We start from the raw sequence: 22,153 nt of genomic DNA, 5'->3' as shown, positions 1-22,153 counted from the left end.
GGAAGTAAAACAACTGTTTAATACTTTGGTTATTAGTAATTTGTGAAATTTTTAACTAAAAAATATTTTTAAATAATTTATATTTTTTCTAACTTTACAGTAGAGTAACAGAGGGTGATATCCTCTGCAAAATACTCTATTCCTAGTTTATTTTTTTAATAGTTTATTATTTGAAGGCCCTGAAAGTTTAACCAATTTTCAGGGTTTTTTTGTGAGGTTGCCAAGTAATTATTAATAGTATTTTCTGTATTCTATTATAGTAAGATCGGTGACCGGATCTTTAAATTTTTTGTATTTTTTAGCAGGAATAAATCCCAATTTTTCTGGAATTTTTTTGCTGGCTATATTCTCTTCATCTACAGGATACATTATATATTTAAAAGTAAAATTATTTTCCAAAAATTCGATGAGTGTTGTGATGATCTCAGTTCCTAATCCTTTACCTTGAGAATTTTCTTTAAGCCACAACCCAACTTCAATAGATTCCTCTGTTATATTATGAATACCACAGCATCCAATAAAGTCTCTATTAGAATCTAGAACCACCATTACAAGATCTGTATTTTGTAATAAATTTTCTTTTGATGTTTGTACAAAGTTTTCAATCTCTTTTTTGTCACCTTGCGGATTAAAAGGCATATATCTGGTAACCTCTTTTGTAAAATGTTCTACAATATCATCTATATATGAGTCATCAACAGGCTGTAAGGTGAGATGTTGGGTGCTAATTTTAATATCTGGATGTAATATCATATGCTTATAGAAATAGTATTGCTTTTCTTCTCTATTTGACCATACTTTTGAGAAAATGAACAGAATTGATTTTGTACTAGAAAGAAAAATGATTAAAAACCTTATTTTTCATTTTTTTATTAACGTAAATTTATATTTTTTATAAGATTTATAAAAGCCTATTTGTAAATTTGCCTGTTAAAATTTTAAAGAAGGTAGGTTATGCATAAATTAGCGCTTTTCAGATTGCACTTAATAGTATTTTTATGGGGATTCACTGCAATTTTAGGAAAACTGATTGATGCGAATGCTCAGATTCTTGTTTTTTACAGAATGCTGTTTGCTGCAATTTTTCTTTTTGCATTTATCAGAATATATAAAAAGGAAAGTATAAAAGTTTCAAAAAAAATATTTTTCCAATTGGCGGCAATAGGCTTTGCTATGGCACTTCACTGGTATTGCTTCTTTTTTTCAATTAAAGTTTCCAATGTATCCATTGCGTTAAGTTGTTTATCACTATCAACACTCTTTGCCTCAATTTTGGAACCTGTGATCTTTAAACGAAAGATAGATATTTCAGAAGTAGTGATGGGAGTGGTGATTGTAGCCTGCATTCTATTGATCTTCAAAACAGAGTTTCAATATAAGGAAGGGATCATATATGGTGTTTTCTGTGCTATTTTTGGGACAATATTTTCTGTTTTTAATGGTAAAATGTTTGGAAAGACAAGTTCCGGCAATATTATATTTTATGAAATATTCTCTGGTTGGTTTATTTTAATGTTATTTTATTTGTTTTCAGGCCAAATTTTTCAAATGAATGAAATAAACTATCGTGATCTCGCGTTAATATGCTTGTTAGCAAGTGTTTTTACTGCTTTCCCGATGCTTGAATCAGTAAAATTAATGAAGTATATATCTCCTTTTACTTTAATTTTAACAGTTAATTTGGAACCTGTTTACGGAATTATACTAGCTTTTTTTATCTTTGGGGAATCAGAACATATGAGCCCTATATTTTATATTGCCTCAGGAGTTATGATACTGGCTATCATAGCGAATGGATTAATAAAGGCCAGAAAAACTAAAAACTTTAACTAGCATCAATTTTATATGATGAAAAAATATTTTTTACTCGCATTTTCACTGCTCTATGGGCTGTCCCAATCTCAGATTATCAGGAAGTATTCCAATGAATTCTTAAATATCGGAGCAGGTGCCCGAGGGCTGGCAATGGGTGGTGCTGTAATATCCAATCAGGATGATGTGTATTCTCCTATGTGGAACCCGGCAGGTTTGATGTCTATTGAGAAAGACTGGCAGGGAGCAGCAATGCACGCCGAATACTTTGAATCTATTGCAAAATATGACTATTTAGCCTATGCCAGAGTAATGGAAGAAGGTGTTTTTGGAGTGTCGGTAGTAAGGCTTGGAGTAGATAATATTTTAAATACAACTCAGATGATTGATGCTGAAGGGAATATTGATTATGATAAAATCACAAAATTCTCTCAGTCTGATTATGCAGCTATCCTTCTTATGCATTCCGTCCTGGTGGAAATCCAAACTTGGATGTAGGGGTGAATGCCAAGATTGTTTATAGAAATGTAGGTAAATTTGCCAATGGATATGGTTTCGGTTTTGATGTAGGGGCTATTTATAAAGGGGAAAACGGATGGAAATTCGGAGGAATGGTACGAGATATAACCACTACAGTCAACTTTTGGAGTATCAACCAGAAAGAATTATCAACGGTAGTTAATGGAGAAGAATTCAACCCGGCACCAAAGGATAAATTGGAACTTACAATGCCTAAGCTGAATGTAGGGGCGAGTAAGCTATTTGAAATCAATAGCAGTGTTTATGTATTGCCAGAAGCAGGAATCAACGTAGATTTTGCGAAGACTGCTTCTCTTATTTCTACTGATTTTGCGAGTATCAGCCCTTATGCTGGAGCTGAACTAGGATATCAGAAAATGATTTTTGTAAGATTAGGGATCAACAGATTCCAATCTATTACCGATATAGAAGATTTAAAAAGAAAAGTTTCTTTCCAGCCTAGTGCAGGGATTGGAATTAGATATAGAGGACTAACTCTGGATTATGCGATTACAAATTCAGGGATTGGTGGATCTAATTTCTATTCCAACTTCTTCTCACTTAAGCTGGATATGGGAGCCTTCAGAAATGATTAAAACGAGGATATGAAAAAGTTATCAATGTTGATGTTGGCTATTTGCTCAACGGCTGTTTTCGGACAGAAAGTTTCAGATTACAAATATGTATCTGTTCCTGATAGGTTTACAACCTTTAAGGGAGATTACGGTTTAGAGGATGTTTTAACAAAAGCATTAAAAAGCAAGAAGTATGCAGTATTGCCTACAAGTAAAGACCAGTGGCCATGGGAAGCTAAAGATAACCATTGTAATGTTTTGAATGCTAATGTAGTAAGTGTTAAAAGCTTTTTTACAAATAAATTAGTTCTTGAGTTTAAAGACTGTAACAATAAAACAGTTCTTGAGTCAAAAGGAAGCTCAGATATAAAAGAATTTGAAGAAGGGTTGGCAGATGCTTTGAAAGTTGCCTTAAAGAATGTTGGAGTCTCTAATCCTGTTCAGAATTCTGTTTCTCAAACTCCATCGGTAACTTCAAACGAGGGAGCTAATTATTCTAATGGGAAGATTGATGTACAGAAGATACAGATTGATGCCAATCAGTTTATTTTAGCAAAATCAGGCAGCTCTGTGCCATTTGCTATTTTTAAAACAACTTCAAAAAAAGAAGTGTTTATGGTAAAACTTTCAGATAATACAAGTACAATGACAACTGGTTATTTTGAAAATGGAAATATTGTTATTGATATTCCGCAAGCTGACGGAACATACTCAAAAGAAGTCTTTACCCAAAAATAAATTATTAGATTTTTATCTGCATATTAAAATAAGCTCTTGAAAAAGAGCTTATTTTTTATTGAATATGTTGATGTGTTTTTTATGATTTGTAGAAAATATTCCATCCTGTAACCATTTTGACCAAATGGATATTAGTATCAATTACATGAAAGCGATGATGAAAAATAATAAAGTAGAGTACTGCTATATGTAAATGATAAATAGATATCATTTACAGAATGAGAATTTTTTTCATGGTATTATTGTTTTTGATTAACAAAACTAATTTACGAAAAATCTATAAATAATGATATTATTTATGTTATTTTTTAAATATATTTAATTTTTGTTAATCGTAATTAAGTGTTGTGGTGGTTTTGGTGATTTATGTCTCTTTTTGGGAGAATGGGGTAGTCGATGAAATTTTTATAAAAAGCTTCATTTTATTTGTAAAAAATAGATTAATGTAGTGGATGCAATTAGCTATTGCTATTGAAAAACTCCCAAATCACTTTTGCTTTACTTTTACCCAAGATCTCTTCAAGCGTTTCCTGATTGGCTTCTTTGATTCTTTTTACAGATTTAAGTTTAGACAACAATAATTCGATGGTTTTTTCTCCTACACCAGGAATTTCCTCCAACTCTGATTTGATAGTTGAGTTTTTTCTTCTTGTTCTGTGATGTTTTACTCCAAATCGGTGAGCTTCATCCCTTACTCTTTGCAGGATCTTTAAAGTCTCAGATTTCTTGTCAAGATACAAAGGGATAGGATCTTCCGGGAAGAAGATTTCCTCCAGCCTTTTGGCAATCCCTACGATGGTGATTTTTCCGTACAATCCTAATAATCTAAGGCTTTTGACTGCAGAAGATAATTGTCCTTTTCCACCATCAATAAGAATAAGTTGCGGCAGGTTTTCCCCTTCGTCCAACATTCTTTTATATCGACGGTAAATGACTTCCTCCATTGTTGCAAAGTCGTTCGGCCCTTCTACCGTTTTAGGGTGGAAGATTCTATAATCTGCCTTGCTGGGCTTACCATCTTTAAAAACTACGCAGGCAGAAACCGGATTGGTTCCCTGGATGTTCGAGTTATCGAATCCTTCAATATGTCTCGGCTCTACAGGCATTCTCAGAAGCTTCTGCATTTCAGCCATGATTCTGTTGGTATGTCTTTCCGGATCAACAATCTGAACTTGTTTTAATTTTTCCAGACGATATTCTTTGGCATTTTTTTCAGAAAGCTCCACGATTCTTTTCTTATCTCCAACTTTAGGAACAATAAGTTTAACATTCGGAATTTCTACTGACAGGTGAAAAGGAAGTAACACCTCTTTGGAATCAGAACTAAATTTCTGTCGGATTTCAATGAGTGCTTCTTCCATAATATCCTCATCAGTTTCTTCAAGGATCTTTTTGATCTCGGTAGTGAAACTCTGAATGATATTTCCATTTCTTATTTTAAAGAAATTGACATAAGCAGCCGTTTCATCACTGGTCATACCAAAAACATCCACATCATCAATATTTGGATTGACTACAGTGTTCTTAGCCTGATAATCTTCCAGAATATCTAGTCTTTCTTTAATAATCTGAGCTTCTTCAAAATGAAGGTCGGAAGCCAATTTCATCATCTGATTCACCAGATATTCTTTTGCCTTTCGGAAATCTCCTTTGATGATTCCACGGATGGCATCTATTTTTTCGTCATATTCTTCTTTGCTTTCAAGATCTTCACAAGGTCCTTCACAGTTTTTAATATGATATTCCAGACAGACTTTATATTTGCCATCTGCAATTTTAGCAGGAGAAAGATTCAGATTGCATGTTCTGAGTTTATAAATATGTTTAATGGTATCCAGTAATATCTTTGCCGGACGTACCTTGGCATAAGGCCCATAATATTCCGAACCATCTTTAATCACATTTCTGGTTAAAAAAATACGGGGAAAATCTTCATTTTTAATACAGATCCAAGGATAAGTCTTGTCATCTTTCAGCATGACATTGTAAAATGGTTGATGTTCTTTGATCAGGTTATTTTCCAACAAAAGAGCATCATATTCACTGTTTACAATCGTTGTTTCCAAACGTTGGATCTTACTGACCATAATTTTGATCCTGTATCCTGAAAGATTTTTATTGAAGTAGGAGAGAACCCTCTTCTTTAAGTTTTTAGCTTTTCCTACATACAATAGCTGCTCGTTTTTATCATAATAACGATAAACACCAGGTTCCGAAGGTAAAGTTTTGAGCTGTAATTCTAAAGAAGGATTCATATAACAAAATTAAGGAATCTTTCTATTTAAAAAGAAAAAACCTGCAGTATGCTCTATGAGTTTTAAAATTTGGGTTTGAATGCTATTAGTCTTATGTATAATAGTTTTTAATTTCGGCGATTAAAATAACAAATTAATTCACCAATTCAGATAAAAAGATAAAACGATGAAATTGAGTTTCTCCAATTATTGCAAAATGCGTAATTTTAAGAAAATTTTTTAGAAATGATATACGGAGTAGATGTTTTTACTTTCCATGATGTTCTGGAAATATGTAAAAAACCTAATAAAGCCAAGCTGAATAAAGCAGCCAAAGACCAAATTTTAAAATCTCAAAAGAACGTACAGCAAATTGTAGAGTCCGATAGATGTGTATATGGGATTAATACAGGCTTCGGGCCACTCTGCGATACCAAAATATCTGCGGATGAAACCGCTCAATTACAATATAACCTGATTATCTCCCATGCAGTAGGAGTAGGAAAACCAATTGAAAAGGAACTTTCAAAAATCATGATGATTGCTAAAGTTCATGCTTTATCAAAAGGATTTTCCGGAGTTTCTTTGGATGTTATTGAGCGAATGATACTGATGCTTGAAAAAGATATCATTCCTGTAGTTCCGGAGCAAGGCTCTGTAGGGGCGTCAGGAGATTTGGCACCTTTAGCTCACCTGGTTTTACCTTTATTAGGTCTTGGACAGGTTTGGAATGGTGATCAAGTTTCTGATACTATGGAAGTATTAGAAAAGCATAACCTTGATCCATTGACTTTAGGGCCAAAAGAAGGATTGGGATTAATTAATGGAACACAGTTTATTCTGGCACATTCCATTAAAGGATTAGAGAAATTTGAATATTTGTTGGATCTTGCTGATATGACGGCTGCAATGAGTATTGAAGCCTACAGAGGATCTGCAAGCCCATTCAAAAAAGAACTTCATGAAATCAGACCGTTTGAAGGAAGTAAGAAGGTGGCAGCAAGAATGCTTAAGTTCCTGAAAGGATCTGAGAATATGAAAGCTCATGAAGACTGTGAGAGGGTTCAGGATCCTTACTCTATGAGATGTGTACCACAAGTTCATGGTGCGAGCAGAAATGCCTTTGAGCATCTTAAAAGCATGGCAGAAACAGAATTGAATTCTGTAACTGATAACCCGATTGTATTAAGTGCTGAAGAATCTATTTCAGGAGGAAATTTCCATGGTCAGCTAATGGCTTTACCTTTAGATTATGCAACCCTTGCCGCAGCCGAATTAGGAAATATTTCAGATAGAAGAAGTTACTTATTATTGGAAGGGAAATATGGTCTTCCAAGATTATTAACGGAAAGCTCAGGATTAAATTCAGGATTTATGATTCCTCAATATACTTCTGCCGCTTTGGTAACAGAGAATAAAACATTATGTTTCCCGGCATCTGCAGACTCTATTCCTACAAGTTTAGGACAGGAAGATCACGTTTCTATGGGGAGTATTTCCGGAAGAAAGTTCAATCAGGTTCTTGGAAATCTGGTTAATATTCTTTCCGTTGAATTAATGTTTGCTGCTCAGGGATTAGAATTCAGAAGACCATCAAAATGTTCTAAAATTATTGAAGAGAATGTTGCCATTCTTCGTTCCAAAGTTGATAAGCTTGAAGACGACAGATTGATAGGACAGGATATGCTGGCCATTGCTGAGCTGATCAAAGAAAGAAAGTTTGTTGTAAACTAATAAAAATAAAAATGAAAAGCTTCCGAAAGGGAGCTTTTTTATTTCCACCAATCTTTTAATATAAAAATATGACTATACATAGAACCGATTCTCGCTCTTTAGATTTCCAAACTTTGGTAAAATATCTTGATGCGAACCTTGCAGAGCATAATGGTGATGATAATACATTCTTTGCTCAGTATAATAAAATCGATATGATTAATAATTGTATTGTTGTTTACATCGATGAAGTTCCGGCAGCATGTGGAGCTTTTAAAGAATTTTCAGAAGGCACTGTTGAGATCAAAAGAATGTTTACCCATCCTGAATACAGAAAACGCGGATTAGGTTCTGCTATTGTTAAAGAACTGGAAATCTGGGCCAAAGATTTAGGATATAAAAAAGCAATTCTTGAAACTTCCCAGGATTTAACGAATGCAATTTCCGTTTATGAAAAAAGTGGATTTCAAAGGATACCTAATTATGGACAGTATGTAGATGTTGAGAGCAGTGTATGCTTTGAAAAAGATTTAATATTTTAAAATGTATTTATTTGATTATATCATAGTGTAATCCATAAAATTAATATTCATATAATGCTAAATTCATTTTTTAAAAGCTTTTAATTCTCGTTAAAGTGTTATATTGTGATTCCAATCAAAATTATAACATATGAAAAAAAGTGTATTTTTCCTAGCATTATTTTTTGCTTTAAATTCCTGTACGCAGGAAGAACTTCGTAATGAAAATCCCACCATTGGAATGGTTCAGAAAGATCCTCTGACAGCCAAGCAGGTCAATGAAAGGATCAATGAAGCCATTAAAAAAGATGGTACTTTCAATTGGAAGAATGAATCTGATCATTTCCTTTGGAGTGCTATTTTTCGTGGAAACAGAATGGTATCTATTGGATTTGGTTCATCCAAAGATGATTTTGACAGAAGTAAATCTCAGGATAACAAAGAAATGGAGAATGAGATTTTAAATGTCATTGAAAAATCTGAAGGAAGAGGGTCGGCTAGATTTCTTCTGAATTCGGATAAATATCTTAATCAGATGGATGTTACCATCGAAAAAGAAGAAACGCTTGTAGCGCTTCGTCAAATGAAGAACATCCGATATGTAGAACCTGCAGACTATCATTATTTTGAAAATGAGACGAACTACAATACTACTTCAAAATCCTCAGGGAGTGGTTCTTCAGGATGTGGCTTTTCTACGGCCACTCTAAGTGCTGTAGATTATACATCTACCACACCCAGTGCAAAAATTCCATGGGCATTTGCCAAACACAATATTCCTGATGCCTGGAACTACAGTACAGGAGCAGGAGTTACTATCGGTCTTATTGATACAGGAGTTTCTCCAGATCAGTCTTTATTGGGTTCTAGTTTTAATAACGGAGCTTCATCAGGAAGAACAATCACTAAGTTTGGTATTTATAACTCAGATGGTTCAGCAGATCAGTGTGGACACGGAACCAAAATGGCTTCTGTAATGACTGCTCCTAGAAACAATGCGGGACTTCCGGTAGGGGTTGCTTATAATGCTAATCTTATTGCTTATCGTGCTGCTGAAAACGTTGTATTGGAAACTTCAAGTGAGCAAAATGGAGTGAAAACTGCATTTACAGAACTAGGGAATAATACCAATGTAAAGATCATTTCTATGTCTATGGGACATATTTTTTCAGTAGGAAAGATTGAAGATGGTGTGAAATATGCCTATGCCAGAGGAAAACTGATTTTCTGCGCAGGAGGAACATCTACAAGCTTTACGAATTTTGTTGGCGTTATTTTCCCTGCTTCAATGTCAGAAACTCAGGCCATAACAGGAGTGAAAGAAGGAACTTCCGACCAAAAATGTAATGTTTGCCACTCGGGAAGCCAGATTGATTTTACTTTCCAGATGGAAAGAGCATCAGGAAATACGGTTCCCGTTTTAAGTTATTACAATGGGCAGGCTGATTATGTAGGGGGGTCTTCAGTAGCAACTGCTGCAACCGCTGGAATAGCAGCTTTGGTTTGGGCTAAAAATCCATCATGGACAAGAGATCAGGTTCTTAATAAAATGAGACAATCAGCAACCTATTATCCAAATGTCAATTCAAGCTATGGGTACGGAAATATCAATGTTTTAAAGGCTGTACAATAAATAATACAATTATAAAAAGAAAAGGAAGCATCTCATCTGAGGTGTTTCCTTTTTTTGTCATATATGTTATCCAATCCTTACACTTGTCATACTTAATGAGCCGCCAATCAATTCGTCATTAAATAATTTGAGTTCTTCAGATTGATTTTTCAAACCCAAGGTATAGAGTAAAGGAAGGTAATGATCCGGAGTAGGAACAGCATACTGTAAAGATGTTCCCTGTTTGTGATAATCAATAATATTCTGGAAATTACCATCCAAGAGCCAATTGTTGGTTTTCTCCCGAGCTTCTATTGCCCAATCCCAGCCGGCACCTACGGTATTGATATTTTTCCAGTCAATCATACGTAAGTTATGAACAATATTTCCACTGCCGATGATGAGGATTCCTTTTTCACGCAGCTTATTCAATCTTTTAGCAAGGTCATAGTGATACTGTGGAGGTTTGGTATAATCGATGCTTAATTGAATCACCGGAATATCTGCATCAGGATATAAATGTCTGATCACCGACCATGCTCCATGATCAAGTCCCCAATTGTGATCTTCTTCCACTTCTACAGGAAGCAAAGCTCAGCAGCTTCTTTAGCCAGTTCCGGACTTCCGGGAGCAGGATATTGTACGTCAAACAATTCTTTAGGAAACCCATAAAAATCATGAATTGTTTTAGGCATTTCCATAGCAGTAACAAAAGTCCCTGGAGTATACCAATGCGCAGAAATACATAAGATAGCATTAGGCCTCGGAATTTCCGTGGCTATTTTTCTGAATCCTTGTACAAATTGGTTTTCTTCAATAGCATTCATCGGTGAACCATGTCCAAGGAATAAGACAGGCATTTTTTGTGTGTTCTTGAAACTTTCGCTTATATTTTGAAGATCGTTGAGGTTCATAATTCTTGAATATTAATAAAAAAGAAAAGGTTCAAGGCTTTTTAGTAAAAATCCCTGAACCCTTTATAAAGTATGTTTTAAATTAAGCTTGTTTTACAAACTGTAATTCTCCAGCGATTTTTACATCATCACTTACCATTACACCTCCTGCTTCAAGAGCTGCATTCCAGTTTAATCCGAAATCTTTTCTGCTGATTTTTCCTTCAAAAGAGAAACCTGCTTTTGTATTTCCCCATGGATCTACATTGATTCCTCCGAAATCTACATCCAATGTTATTGGTTTTGTAATTCCATTGATGGTAAGATTTCCAACAACTTCATTGTTTAAGTTCTGAGATTCAAAAGTAATGGTTGGGTGAACTTCAGTATTAAAAATTCTGCAGACTTTAAGTGATTATCTCTGTCTGTATTATTAGTGAATACAGAATCAGTCTGAATAGTAGCTGTAGTTTTAGCGTTTGCGAAGAATTCATCTTCAGATTGAATTTCAGCAGTGAAAGTTCTGAAGCTTCCTTTTACGTTAGAAATCATCATGTGTTTTACTTTGAAAGTAATTTCACTATGCGTTGGGTCTAATGTCCATGTTGTTGCCATTGTAATTTTGTATTTTTTGTTATTATTAATGATGCAAATTTAGAACAGAGGACACATATGAGTCATTGATATAGGATAAGAAATGAAATAACCTCATTAGAATGATGAATTTTTCCCATAAAAATTTCCAATCCATGTTCTCGAAAATAAAATCCTTATGTTTAAAAATGTATTCTTTTAAACAAACTTTGTGTCTTTATGTTTCCCCAACTCACATCACAAAATTCTACCATTAAGGTAAGAAATAATTTCTATCAATTAATTAATTCCATTTTATGAATGTTTTATTTTAACGTTTCTTAACGGATGGTTTTTATTTCTTATTTTTGACGGATTCAATTTTATACAATGAAATTACATAAATTTTCTTTATTGATGCTTGTTTTGGGTAGCTCAGCATTTGCCCAGACACAGAAGTTTACAATGGCGGAGGCTGTAAATGGAATGAGAACCAACCTTGCCGTGAAAAATATTTCACAATTTTCATGGTCTGCAGACGGAAAATCCTATATCCAATCTGTAAAAGGCGGGTATCTGGCTACAGATTTAAAAACCAATAAGCAGGATACTCTGGTATCTCTTACACAGCTGAACAGACAATTTACAGATAAGAAACTTACTGCTGTTCCACCCATTAAGTTTACAGGAACATCCAACGGGTATTTCAATACAAATGGGACAATGTTCTGGATCGAAAAGTCAGGAAACGACTGGAAGGTAAAGAATTCAGCAAAAATTGATCTTGATGCTGCCAACGTAAAAATGTTTGGTGATGGACAAACCTTTGCTTTTACTGCAAAGAATAATTTATTTGTTAATAAAAATGGGAAAACCATAGCCATAACCAATGAGACTAATGAGAATATTATTAGTGGTCAGACCGTTCACAGAAATGAATTTGGAATTGATACCGGAATTTTCCCGGCACCAAATTCTGAAAGCGTTGCATTCTACAGAATGGATCAGACAATGGTCGCAGATTATCCGATTATTGATTGGTCAGTAACACCGGCTGTCAATCATAATATCAAATATCCAATGGCTGGGCAAACATCTCACCAGGTAACATTAGGTGTTTTCAATATCAAAACTCAGACAACAATATTCCTGAAGGTTGATGGTGAAAAAGACAAGTATCTGACTGCTGTTACGTGGAGTCCGGATTCAAAATATATTTTTGTAGCGGTACTAAACAGAGGGCAGAATCATATGAAGATGAACCAATATGATGCTGTTACAGGAACATTGATAAAGACCTTATTTGAAGAAACAGACAGCAAATATGTTGAACCACAGCATCCGCTTACTTTCTTCCCGAATTCAAATACAGATTTCATCTGGCAAAGTCAGAGAACAGGATATAATCACTTATTTCATTACAATCTTGAGAAAGGATTAGTCGCTCAGATTACAAAAGGAGACTGGTTGGTAACTGATGTCCTAGGATTTAATGAAAAGAAAAAAGAAATTTTCTTTACTTCTACTAAAGAAACTCCTTTAGAAAGACATTTATATAAGATCAACTGGACGAATTTCAAAATGGAGAGACTAGACTCTGAGGCAGGAATGCACTTTGGGATTCTGAGCAATGATGGAAATCATCTATATGATGCTTACAGCAATGCAAATACTCCAAGAGTAGGAAATATTATCAATACATCCAACTTAAAATCTACCAATATCCTTACTTCTGAAAATACATTAAAAAATTATCAGAGACCAGAAATTAAAAATGTAGAATTAAAAGCTGATGATGGAACACCATTATATGGTAAGATCATCCTGCCAACAAATTTCGATCCTAATAAAAAATACCCTACGATCGTTTATTTATATAATGGGCCGCACTTGCAATTGATTACAAACAGCTTCCCAGCTTCAGGAAACCTTTGGTATGAATATATGGCTCAGAACGGATATATTATTTTCACAATGGATGGAAGAGGTTCTTCTAATCGTGGAATGAAGTTCGAACAGGCTGTTTTCAGAAACCTGGGAACAACAGAAATGAACGACCAAATGAAAGGAGTTGAGTATCTAAAATCACTTCCATATGTAGATGGTGATAAAATGGGTATCCATGGATGGAGCTTCGGCGGATTCATGACAACAAGTTTCATGCTTCGTAAGCCAGACGTTTTCAAAGTAGGAGTAGCCGGAGGGCCAGTAATTGATTGGAGTATGTATGAGACGATGTACGGAGAAAGATATATGGATACCCCTCAGGAAAATCCACAAGGATATGCCACAGCTAATCTTCTGGATAAAGTTCAGAATCTGAAAGGAAAACTATTGATGATCCATGGAGCGCAGGATGATGTCGTAGTATGGCAACATTCTATTAAATTCATTAAGTCAGCAGTGGATAATGGAGTTCAGCTAGATTACTTTGCTTATCCGGGACATCCGCATAATGTGATCGGAAAAGACAGAGTTCACTTAATGCAGAAAATCACAAATTACTTTGATTTGTATCTGAAAAAATAATATCAAAATCCAGCCATTGCGGTTGGATTTTTTTTGTTTGTGTATTGGTGTTGGAAAGCGCAAGGGAGCAAAGAATATTTAATATAATATGGCTTTAAGGCGCAAGGATTTTATCTGCGATAAAATTGTATACTGCTAAATGATCGCCATGAACGCACAAATAAATTCATTCGTGCATCCGTGGCAAAAAATCTACATTATTTTTGCTGAAAATCTTTGATTTTCTTACGCCTTAAAAATAGCATAATCTTTAATTCCTTTGCGTCCTTTAGTTTGTACTATATTTTTTTAATGATTTCATTATTAGTTTTATAGTATTAATTAATCCACAAGAAACAGGGTGAATCAGTTTGCGCCAGAGGATGCTAGACCTATGCAAAGATTATGAACCCTGCTTCTTTGAAAGTAAGGTCATAATAGAAATTTAGGCTTTAGACCTATTATCAAGGACTTAGACAAGACTTTCAATGTGGATGATAACCCAAAAAAAGTTATGAAACAAAAAGTACATTATCGGAATTGATATTTCCAAATCAAAATTAGATTGTGCAGTAATGGATTCTGAGTATAAGATCCAATGCGAGTTGATTATTCCCAACACAGAGAAAGGAATTGCTTCTTTTTTGAAAGATATTTTAAGAATGCTAAAAATAACAAAAGAAGATCTTTTGATTTGCTGCGAAAATACTGGGATTTATAATCGGCCATTGGAAAAATTCTGTTCAAAATTAGGGTATTTTCTTTGGGTAGAACACCCAATGAAAATCAAAAAAGCAGCAAGTGATTTAAGAGGAAAAGACGACAGAAAAGATGCCAGAAGAATTGCAGAATATGCTCTGCGTTATTATGATAAAGCAATGTTTTATCAGGAACCAGATGAAGTTATACAACAAATGAATGTACTGGCAAAAATCCCGTGATACTTTACTGTTGCAAAAAAACAGCTTTGGAAAAATCAATTAAGGGAAGCTAAAAAGCCACGATTTGTATGTGTTTTAAGCTATTGACCCAAGCCTTTTTCAAAAAAACGCTAAAAAAACTCTGACAACGTCAATAAAAAGCAATAGAAAATGAGCTTTCAGAACTCATGGAGATCCGAGATGAGATTAAGGAAAAACAAAGAACTTTTTGACCTCAATTCCTGGAATCGGAACTCAATGTGCTCTTAATTTAATCATCATTACCAATAACTTCAAATCGTTTTGATAACGCTAAACATCTGGCTTGTTATGCGGGAGTTGTTCCGTTCAAAAAAATCAATCAGGAACCATTGTGAAAAAAAGAACGTGTATCGAAAAATGGCGAATCAAAAAAACTGAAAAAAAGCTGCTCCATTTATCTGCCATGGCAAGTATAAGAACAGACAAGGAATTAAAGACCTATTTTCTGAGAAAAGTAGAAGAGGGTAAAAATAAAATGAGCATTCTTAATGCTATAAGAAATAAATTAGTACATAGGATAATGGCCGTAATCAAACGAAAACAGCCATTTTTTCCTAAAGAAGAATTTTTATCAATAAAAAACACTCATAATACTTGCTTATTAACATAGAAATCTTTGTGTTGTCCAACATCATAAAAAATTATCAGTGTTTAAAGCATATTATCGATCTTATCAAAGATCAATGCATCTCACATTTTATAGCTGTATTTTTGTATAACTAAAATCAACAATATGGAATTAGGAATAGGAATGTTCGGAGATTTAGCTTTCGATCAGTCAACAGGAAAATATAGAGATGCAGGAACCAAGCTTCATGAAATTCTGGAGCAGGTGAAATTGATGGATGAGGTAGGAATAGATGTTTCGCTATGGGAGAACATCACCGTCCGGATTATGCTGTTTCTTCCCCGGAAATGGTATTAGCAGCAGCGGCAAGCATTACCAAAAATATAAAATTAGCAAGTGGAGTAACTGTTTTGAGTTCTTCAGAACCGGTAAAAGTGTATGAAGACTTTTCTACACTGGATTTAATTTCAAACGGAAGAGCCGAAATATTTGTGGGACGCGGAAGTTTCATTGAATCGTTTCCGTTATATGGTTATTCGTTGAATGACTATGAAGAACTTTTTGACGAAAAACTGGACTTATTATTGAAAATCAATTCTGAGGAAAATGTAACCTGGTCAGGAAAGCTTCGTGCTCCAATGAATAATCAGACCGTATATCCAAGAGCAAAAAATGAGGGTAAGCTTTCGATCTGGAGAGCCGTAGGAGGAACTCCGCAATCTGTTTTAAGTGCCGCCCAATTAGGAATGCCATTAGTGGTAGCAATCATTGGCGGAATGCCAATTCAGTTTAAAAATCTGATTGAATTCTACAAACAGGAATATCAAAAAGCAGGGCATGATATGTCTAAAATGCAGATTGCAATCCATTCGCATACTTTTGTAAGTGACGACCAGAATGTAATAGACGGATATTTCCACAATTATAAATCTCAGATGGATAGGATAGGGGCTTCCAAAGGTTGGGCTCCTTATACCAAAATGCAGTATGATGGCGGAAGAAGTAAAGATGGTGCTTTATTCATCGGAAGTCCGGCTGAGGTAGCAGATAAAATTGCTTACATGAAGGAAATCTTTGGAATTACAAGGTTTATCGGACATATGGATATTGGTGATCCGGCTCATGATATCATGATGAAGTCTATTGAACTCTTCGGAAAAGAAGTGAAACCTGCTATACAGGGATTATAATAACATTTTATAGAAATGATTAAGGAGACCCGAAAAGGTCTCCTTTTTTTATTTTGTTTTATATTTCAAGCAATCTTATTTTTTTAAATATAATAAACAGTTAATCATTTATTAACATCGTAATCTTTTAAACTTCATTTCTTTACAGCAATGAAACAAAGCGATAGCTATTAATGATTGACCTGTCTATGATCCGCATGATACAAAATCTGTATCATACTGAGAACGAAAATTTCTCCCCTACTTCCATTTCACAAAGCAGGTCGTTTGGATGTTCCAAAGTCTATGATCATTCAATATATCTTCGTTATGATGCTTTTTCAATTGCTTCATGCCTCAACATTCTGGATGTTCTGTTAATCCAGTCACTCCAAAATTTAAACAAAAAACCATGTTTTTAAATAATATTCTATTTTTTTCGGTGGATCCGGATCTCAGTACAGGACTTGTTATTATTTTCATCCTGTGCCTGATAGCTGTTGTGGCTTTTGAGTTTGTAAATGGTTTTCATGACACAGCCAATGCTGTAGCAACTGTGATTTATACCAAAGCTCTTAAGCCGGTTATTGCAATTCCTTGGTCAGGCTTTTGGAATTTTCTGGGCGTTTTTACAGGAGGAATAGCTGTTGCGATGGGGATCTTAAAGCTGGTTCCTATGGATACACTCATAACGCTGCCGGTTGCTGTAGGAGCCTCATTGGTTCTTGCTGTTTTATTGGCTTCCATCATTTGGAATCTGGGAACCTGGTATTTAGGGATACCGTGTTCCAGTTCTCATACCCTGATTGGTGCCTTGATTGGTGCTGGCTTAGGGTTTACCTGGTATTATGGAGGAGGAGTAAACTGGCATAAAGCTGAGGAAATCGGTATGTCACTCATTTTATCCCCGATAGTAGGATTTTGCTTAGCGGTTCTGCTAATGTGGTTCTTTAAATATGTAATACGTTATAAATCGCTCTTTCATATTCCGACGGCTGAAAATGACAAACCGCCTTTGGCTATCAGAGCTATTCTAATAATAACATGTACTTTAGTAAGCTTTTTTCATGGTAGTAATGACGGGCAAAAAGGAGTAGGTCTTTTTATGCTGATCCTGATTGCTTTTATGCCTGCTCAATTTGCAATTAATCATGATATTCCCAACGATAAGATTATTTCTATCCTGAATACAACGGAACATACATTGCAAGCGACAGCCAACCATAATACTCAAAATACAGATGAATTTAAAACGTTGAATCTGACCATTGAAAATGTAAAAGAAAATCTGATACATAAGAATGAAAGAGACAAAGCGGCCACTTACAAATTCAGAAAACAGGTTGACAATCTTATTGATTCTCTAAAAAAACTGAATGAAAGTAAAGCCATAGTGATTGACGAACCCAACAGAGCGATACTTACCAGCCAGATTAAGGAACTTAAAAAGCTAACCGAATTTGCTCCTCTATGGGTAATTATTATTATCTCTGTATCGCTGGGGCTTGGAACTACTATAGGGTGGAAGAGAATTGCAGTAACCATTGGTGAAAAAATAGGAAACGAACATTTGAATTATGCCCAGGGCGCATCCAGTGAAATTGTTGCAGCATCTACTATAGGTATAAGCACATTTCTGGGATTGCCGGTAAGTACCACGCACGTTTTGTCAAGTGGTATAGCAGGTTCTATGGTAGCTTCAGGAGGTAAAAGTAACCTTAATTCGGGTACATTAAAAAGTATTGGCCTTGCCTGGGTATTGACCTTACCGGTTTCTATTGTATTATCTTTACTGTTATTTATATGTTTCCATCTGTTTATTTAGTGACAGATTTTTAATTCAATAATCTTTTATTAAAACCGAAAAAATGAAACAAATATTAGTTGCCTCAGATTTCTCCAACAACGCAGGTAATGCGCTGTTGTATGCGCTGTCCCTTGCTAAGACTATCAATATGAAAGTAACAGTACTGAATGCCATTCACCCTACGGAAGGTATTAACAATAGTACATACAACGCTATTTTTATTGAAGATTACTATGCCAGAAAAAGATCAGCTTTGAAAGAATGGACTGAAACTTTCTGTAATAATGACGAATATAAAGACATTCAGGTTAAAACGGTTTGTGATGTTGGCTTTTTGAGAAATGTCATTACCAAATACATAGAATATAATGATGTATCGTTTTTAGTCATGGGAATGACGGGAGCTACGGGCATTAAAGGAATTATAGGAAGCAATGCCAGTTTAGCCATTAGTAAAATGCGAATCCCTACATTAATAGTTCCTGCAGAAAGTATACTTCAACAAACACCTGTTATCACTCTGGCCGCTGATTACAAGACCACAAAATTATCTGTAAGGGATATAAAAGCATTGAACCAGATCCTAAAAGTTTCTGATCCGAAGAAGCTGGAAGTCCTCCATATTTCGGATAAAGATACAGCTGCAAAAACTATAGAAAATGGGGAAAAGAAATTAAAAGATCAGCTTTCTTCTGTAGAGATTACCTTTCATTACGTTGAGGATGATAAACCATCTAGCGGAATTATTGATTTCATAGAAACCAATAAAACAGATATTTTATGTCTTGTAAAGCATAATCATAATATTATTTACCGATTGTTTTCCGGAAGTACTGTAGATGAGATCCTGAATAAATCAGTGAAGGCTGTATTGATTCTTCATGCGTAACTTTTTAACCAGTTTTAGTTTAATTATATAATCTCAATAAGACTTCCCCTTTCCTCGTCTTTGATAATATTCAGAGCTGTAGGAATCTTTTCTTTAAGCTCTTCTACGTGAGAAATAATTCCCACAATTCTATTCTCCTTCATCAGATTGGTCAGGGTTTCAAATACAATATTCACGGATTCTGTATCCTGAGTTCCGAAACCTTCATCAATAAAGAAGAAGTTTTTATCAGCCTGAGCATTGGATTGAACACTTTCAGCCAGTGCCAAAGCAAGGCTTAAAGAGACTTGGAATGCCTGCCCGCCCGAAAGCGTTTTTACACTTCTGCTTCTGCCTTCGTTGAGGTAATCGATGATCTCGAAGTCATTGTTTTCATTAAGCTGCAGGCTCAGTTGATTTCTCGTCATTCTGTGGAAGCGGGTATTGGCATGATCACATAGCTGCCTCAGATAAATTGAGGAGACATATTGTACAAAACCGGCTCCTTTGAACAGATTCATCATCAGTTTCAGGTTTTCAGAACGTTTCTGAAGCTTTGTCAATTCTTTCAGAAGCTCCTCTTTTTTCTTGTATTCCTTTTCTAATCTGTCTTTTTCAGCAGTCATGGTCACCACAGCATCGTTGATCTGTTTCAATTCCGCCTGAGCCTCGCCCAACTGTTTTTCAGCCAATGAAAACTGTTTGTCATCAAAAGAAAGCCCTTTCAATTTCAATTCCAGCCCTTCAATCACTTTTTTCAAGGTTTCAAAATCAATTTTGAATTGCTGGATTTTAGTTCTAACCTCCTGGATGTTGATTTCCTGTTGCAGAATATTTTCAACCTCATTAAATGCTGTGAAATTATGCTCATTTAAAGCCTTATCAATAGTTTGTTGATTCTCCGAAATCTCTTTTTCAAGATCTGCAATCTGTTTCTCCGTTTGGCTGACAATAGCTTTCTGCTCTGCAAGTTTAGGAGCAAGGTCTTTTTCCTGTTGTGAGGCTTTTTGATACTGTTGTTCAGTTTCAGTATTAGATTGTGCTAATTTCTGATAAGCTTCCTCAACTTCAGTTATAGTTTTTTGTTCATAAGACTCCCATTCCAGAATTTTAAGATGGGAGCGACTGATAGTGATCTCTTTCTGCTTCGTAGCTTCTTCCAGCTTGAAAGTCTCCAAAGCATTTTTATATTTCTCCAGAACTTTACTTTCTTTTTCTAAGGTTTCTCGTTCCTGTGTAATGGCTTTGTCTGTTTCTTCAATCTTTTTTTCCAGAGCGAAAGAATCTGATCTTTTTTTCTCAAAATCATCCTCATGATCCGGGCTGAACTGCTTCCAGATGAATTGCTGAAGATGATTCTCCATATCTTTCTGAATCTGTTGAAGACCTTTTTGTTCAGAGATCAGCTGCTCATCAAAGATTTTCTTTCTATCCAGAATTTTTTCAATAGCCGTTTCCTGCTGTTGAAGCTGATAGATTTCCTGTTCAATGGCCTTAATTTTCTCCTGAATATCTTGTAATTCCGTATTTACATCATGAAATTCCACAATATGTGGATGTTCCTGAGAGCCACAAAGCGGGCAAGCCTCACCATCATGAAGTTCACTGGCAAAACGAGAAAGTTCTTTTTGAATTTTCAGATGATCCAGCTTTTGAGAAAATTCCTTTTTCTGTGTTTCAAGTGTCTCTTTCTTGCTAGCGAAATCAGCTTTAAAGTTGTCCTGAAGAGCAAAAGGCTTCAATTCCTCAGCGATGAGTTCAATTTGCTTTTGGTTTTTTCCAATTTTTTCAACCTGTTCATAATGTGATTTTTTGAAGTTTTTCTGTTGAATAAACCAATTTCCCACATTGGAAAGTAAGGCTGCATCAAGCTTCTGTCCTTTTAAAACCTCAATGTTTTTAGACAATTCAGTAATTTTTTTCTGAATAGCATCCCTTTGAACTTCTACTTCCGCTACCTTTTCCGATCCTTTCTGAGTTCTTTCATTAAGCGTTTTGATCTCTTCATAAAATTTCAGAATCTGAACAATAAGATCAAGGTCGTTTTCTTGTATTTTAGATTGCTCCAAACCTTTGAATTTTGGTTCTAAAGCTGTGAGCTGCTCCTTTATCGCTTTAAACGTAACTTCAGTTTCATGTAAAGTTTTGATCTGACTTTCTTTCTCATTTCTTTTTTCAGCACTACTCTTGGAAAGCCTGTTTTTTTCAGTAATCAATGGATTGAAAATTCTGAAAGTACGATCATACAATTCTGTTTGAGCTTCCAGTACATCCATTTGAGCTTTCTGCTCAGAAAGGTTATTGAAATTTTCCCGGTTTTGCTGTAAGCTATCAAAATCTGTTTTTAGATTCTTCAGTTGTTGATAAGTTTGAGAAATCTTTTCAAACGTTTCATTAGCTTGAACCATTTTTTTTTGTTCCTCTCCTAAAATATCTTTTTGAAGTTGAATTTTTTCCTCACTGATTTCCTCAAAACCCTTCAGCTGACCTTCAAGTTGATCCAATTCCGATCTGTTTTTAGTATTCAAAGCTGAAACATTATTTTGTAAATCATATTGCTGAAGGTTGAAAATTTCCTTCATCATATTGGTTCTGTCAGCAGCTCCCAATTCAAGAAACTCCTTGAACTGCCCTTGAGGAATAATGATCGTTCTTTTGAAATTGGCATAGCTTAAACCAATGATAGCCTCCGCATTAGAATGCTCTAAAGGAATCCACTTCCCATTACTATTTTCATAGAAGGCTACAGAATTAGGCTTTACATCCTCAAACTTTTTAGAATTTCGTCTGAAATCCCTGGTCGCACGGAAAACTTTATTTTCATAATTAATAAAATCAAACTCAATATAAGAGCTGTTGGATTTTAAGTTCATCATATTATATGCACGCTTATCACGCATATTCAGACGTTCCGTTTCACCATATAAAGCAAACGAAATAGCTTCAAGAACTGATGATTTCCCGGAACCCACCGCTCCAAAAATACCGAATAATCCTGCATCCGTAAGATTTTTGAAATCTATAGTCTGGCGCTCCTGATAAGAATACAGACCTTCAACTGTTAATTGAATAGGAATCATA

General features: G+C 35.0%; 14 protein-coding genes and 3 pseudogenes. 12 read left to right on the top strand and 5 right to left on the bottom strand.

Annotated features, from left to right (window positions below; all coding sequences use genetic code 11):
• Nucleotides 1-231 precede the first annotated feature (231 nt).
• Nucleotides 232-753, bottom strand: a complete 522-nt coding sequence (locus tag QWZ06_RS22870) for a GNAT family N-acetyltransferase (protein WP_290301270.1) — start codon at nucleotides 751-753, stop codon at nucleotides 232-234.
• A gap of 201 nt (nucleotides 754-954) precedes the next feature.
• Here QWZ06_RS22870 and QWZ06_RS22865 point away from each other — a divergent pair, with 201 nt between their 5' ends.
• From QWZ06_RS22865 to QWZ06_RS22855, 3 genes and pseudogenes are all read left to right on the top strand, one after another.
• Nucleotides 955-1,833: a DMT family transporter gene (locus QWZ06_RS22865; RefSeq protein WP_290301269.1), complete on the top strand. Its 879-nt coding sequence runs from the start codon at nucleotides 955-957 to the stop codon at nucleotides 1,831-1,833.
• Between the two features lie 12 nt (nucleotides 1,834-1,845).
• Nucleotides 1,846-2,927: pseudogene (locus tag QWZ06_RS22860) on the top strand (putative type IX sorting system protein PorV2).
• Between the two features lie 9 nt (nucleotides 2,928-2,936).
• Entirely contained in the window at nucleotides 2,937-3,644 is a 708-nt protein-coding gene (locus tag QWZ06_RS22855; protein WP_290301267.1) for a hypothetical protein, read from the top strand.
• Nucleotides 3,645-4,102: 458 nt separating this feature from the next.
• Here QWZ06_RS22855 and uvrC read toward each other — a convergent pair whose 3' ends face one another.
• Nucleotides 4,103-5,899: an excinuclease ABC subunit UvrC gene (gene uvrC / locus QWZ06_RS22850; protein ID WP_290301266.1), complete on the bottom strand. Its 1,797-nt coding sequence runs from the start codon at nucleotides 5,897-5,899 to the stop codon at nucleotides 4,103-4,105.
• 225 nt (nucleotides 5,900-6,124) lie between these two features.
• Between uvrC and hutH the strand changes: the two genes are divergently transcribed.
• From hutH to QWZ06_RS22835, 3 genes are all read left to right on the top strand, one after another.
• Entirely contained in the window at nucleotides 6,125-7,612 is a 1,488-nt protein-coding gene (hutH, locus tag QWZ06_RS22845; RefSeq protein WP_290301265.1) for a histidine ammonia-lyase, read from the top strand.
• A gap of 68 nt (nucleotides 7,613-7,680) precedes the next feature.
• The gene (locus tag QWZ06_RS22840) at nucleotides 7,681-8,133 is read left to right on the top strand and encodes a GNAT family N-acetyltransferase (RefSeq protein ID WP_290301264.1); all 453 of its coding nucleotides are present in this window, start codon (nucleotides 7,681-7,683) and stop codon (nucleotides 8,131-8,133) included.
• Between the two features lie 130 nt (nucleotides 8,134-8,263).
• Nucleotides 8,264-9,745, top strand: a complete 1,482-nt coding sequence (locus QWZ06_RS22835) for a S8 family peptidase (RefSeq protein WP_290301262.1) — start codon at nucleotides 8,264-8,266, stop codon at nucleotides 9,743-9,745.
• Nucleotides 9,746-9,811: 66 nt separating this feature from the next.
• Here QWZ06_RS22835 and ygiD read toward each other — a convergent pair.
• Together ygiD and QWZ06_RS22825 are read right to left on the bottom strand one after the other, a co-directional pair.
• Nucleotides 9,812-10,638, bottom strand: a pseudogene (gene ygiD, locus QWZ06_RS22830) (4,5-DOPA-extradiol-dioxygenase).
• Nucleotides 10,639-10,720: 82 nt separating this feature from the next.
• Nucleotides 10,721-11,232: pseudogene (locus tag QWZ06_RS22825) on the bottom strand (YceI family protein).
• A 348-nt stretch (nucleotides 11,233-11,580) separates the two neighbouring features.
• Here QWZ06_RS22825 and QWZ06_RS22820 point away from each other — a divergent pair.
• The 6 genes from QWZ06_RS22820 to QWZ06_RS22795 all read left to right on the top strand — a co-directional run bounded on the left by QWZ06_RS22820 (nucleotide 11,581) and on the right by QWZ06_RS22795 (nucleotide 19,093).
• Complete coding sequence (locus tag QWZ06_RS22820) at nucleotides 11,581-13,719, top strand: S9 family peptidase (protein ID WP_290301261.1); 2,139 nt, start codon at nucleotides 11,581-11,583, stop codon at nucleotides 13,717-13,719.
• A gap of 509 nt (nucleotides 13,720-14,228) precedes the next feature.
• Entirely contained in the window at nucleotides 14,229-14,639 is a 411-nt protein-coding gene (locus tag QWZ06_RS22815) for an IS110 family transposase (RefSeq protein WP_353960027.1), read from the top strand.
• A 754-nt stretch (nucleotides 14,640-15,393) separates the two neighbouring features.
• Nucleotides 15,394-15,585: a hypothetical protein gene (locus QWZ06_RS22810; RefSeq protein WP_290301260.1), complete on the top strand. Its 192-nt coding sequence runs from the start codon at nucleotides 15,394-15,396 to the stop codon at nucleotides 15,583-15,585.
• Entirely contained in the window at nucleotides 15,531-16,418 is an 888-nt protein-coding gene (locus tag QWZ06_RS22805) for an LLM class flavin-dependent oxidoreductase (protein ID WP_290301259.1), read from the top strand. The genes QWZ06_RS22810 and QWZ06_RS22805 overlap by 55 nt, the downstream gene beginning before the upstream one ends.
• 391 nt (nucleotides 16,419-16,809) lie before the next feature.
• Nucleotides 16,810-18,222, top strand: a complete 1,413-nt coding sequence (locus QWZ06_RS22800) for an inorganic phosphate transporter (RefSeq protein WP_290301258.1) — start codon at nucleotides 16,810-16,812, stop codon at nucleotides 18,220-18,222.
• Nucleotides 18,223-18,265: 43 nt separating this feature from the next.
• Nucleotides 18,266-19,093 carry a universal stress protein gene (locus QWZ06_RS22795; protein ID WP_290301257.1) on the top strand — a complete coding sequence of 276 codons (828 nt, stop codon included), beginning with the start codon at nucleotides 18,266-18,268 and terminating at the stop codon, nucleotides 19,091-19,093.
• A 23-nt stretch (nucleotides 19,094-19,116) separates the two neighbouring features.
• Here QWZ06_RS22795 and QWZ06_RS22790 read toward each other — a convergent pair whose 3' ends face one another.
• On the bottom strand, nucleotides 19,117-22,152 hold the full coding sequence (locus QWZ06_RS22790; RefSeq protein WP_290301255.1) for an AAA family ATPase: 3,036 nt from the start codon (nucleotides 22,150-22,152) through the stop codon (nucleotides 19,117-19,119).
• Between the last annotated feature and the right edge of the window lies 1 nt (nucleotide 22,153).

It is taken from the genome of Chryseobacterium tructae, from assembly GCF_030409875.1.
GTDB classification, from domain to species: domain Bacteria; phylum Bacteroidota; class Bacteroidia; order Flavobacteriales; family Weeksellaceae; genus Chryseobacterium; species Chryseobacterium tructae.
This window is presented reverse-complemented; position numbering and strand designations above follow the sequence as displayed.

Excerpts from the sequence above, each read along its gene's own strand:
- QWZ06_RS22870 (WP_290301270.1), bottom strand. The coding sequence starts at position 753 with ATGATATTACATCCAGATATTAAAATTAGCACCCAACATCTCACCTTA.
- QWZ06_RS22865 (WP_290301269.1), top strand. The coding sequence starts at position 955 with ATGCATAAATTAGCGCTTTTCAGATTGCACTTAATAGTATTTTTATGG.
- QWZ06_RS22855 (WP_290301267.1), top strand. The coding sequence starts at position 2,937 with ATGAAAAAGTTATCAATGTTGATGTTGGCTATTTGCTCAACGGCTGTT.
- uvrC (WP_290301266.1), bottom strand. The coding sequence starts at position 5,899 with ATGAATCCTTCTTTAGAATTACAGCTCAAAACTTTACCTTCGGAACCT.
- hutH (WP_290301265.1), top strand. The coding sequence starts at position 6,125 with ATGATATACGGAGTAGATGTTTTTACTTTCCATGATGTTCTGGAAATA.
- QWZ06_RS22840 (WP_290301264.1), top strand. The coding sequence starts at position 7,681 with ATGACTATACATAGAACCGATTCTCGCTCTTTAGATTTCCAAACTTTG.
- QWZ06_RS22835 (WP_290301262.1), top strand. The coding sequence starts at position 8,264 with ATGAAAAAAAGTGTATTTTTCCTAGCATTATTTTTTGCTTTAAATTCC.
- QWZ06_RS22820 (WP_290301261.1), top strand. The coding sequence starts at position 11,581 with ATGAAATTACATAAATTTTCTTTATTGATGCTTGTTTTGGGTAGCTCA.
- QWZ06_RS22810 (WP_290301260.1), top strand. The coding sequence starts at position 15,394 with ATGGAATTAGGAATAGGAATGTTCGGAGATTTAGCTTTCGATCAGTCA.
- QWZ06_RS22805 (WP_290301259.1), top strand. The coding sequence starts at position 15,531 with ATGGGAGAACATCACCGTCCGGATTATGCTGTTTCTTCCCCGGAAATG.
- QWZ06_RS22800 (WP_290301258.1), top strand. The coding sequence starts at position 16,810 with ATGTTTTTAAATAATATTCTATTTTTTTCGGTGGATCCGGATCTCAGT.
- QWZ06_RS22795 (WP_290301257.1), top strand. The coding sequence starts at position 18,266 with ATGAAACAAATATTAGTTGCCTCAGATTTCTCCAACAACGCAGGTAAT.
- QWZ06_RS22790 (WP_290301255.1), bottom strand. The coding sequence starts at position 22,152 with ATGATTCCTATTCAATTAACAGTTGAAGGTCTGTATTCTTATCAGGAG.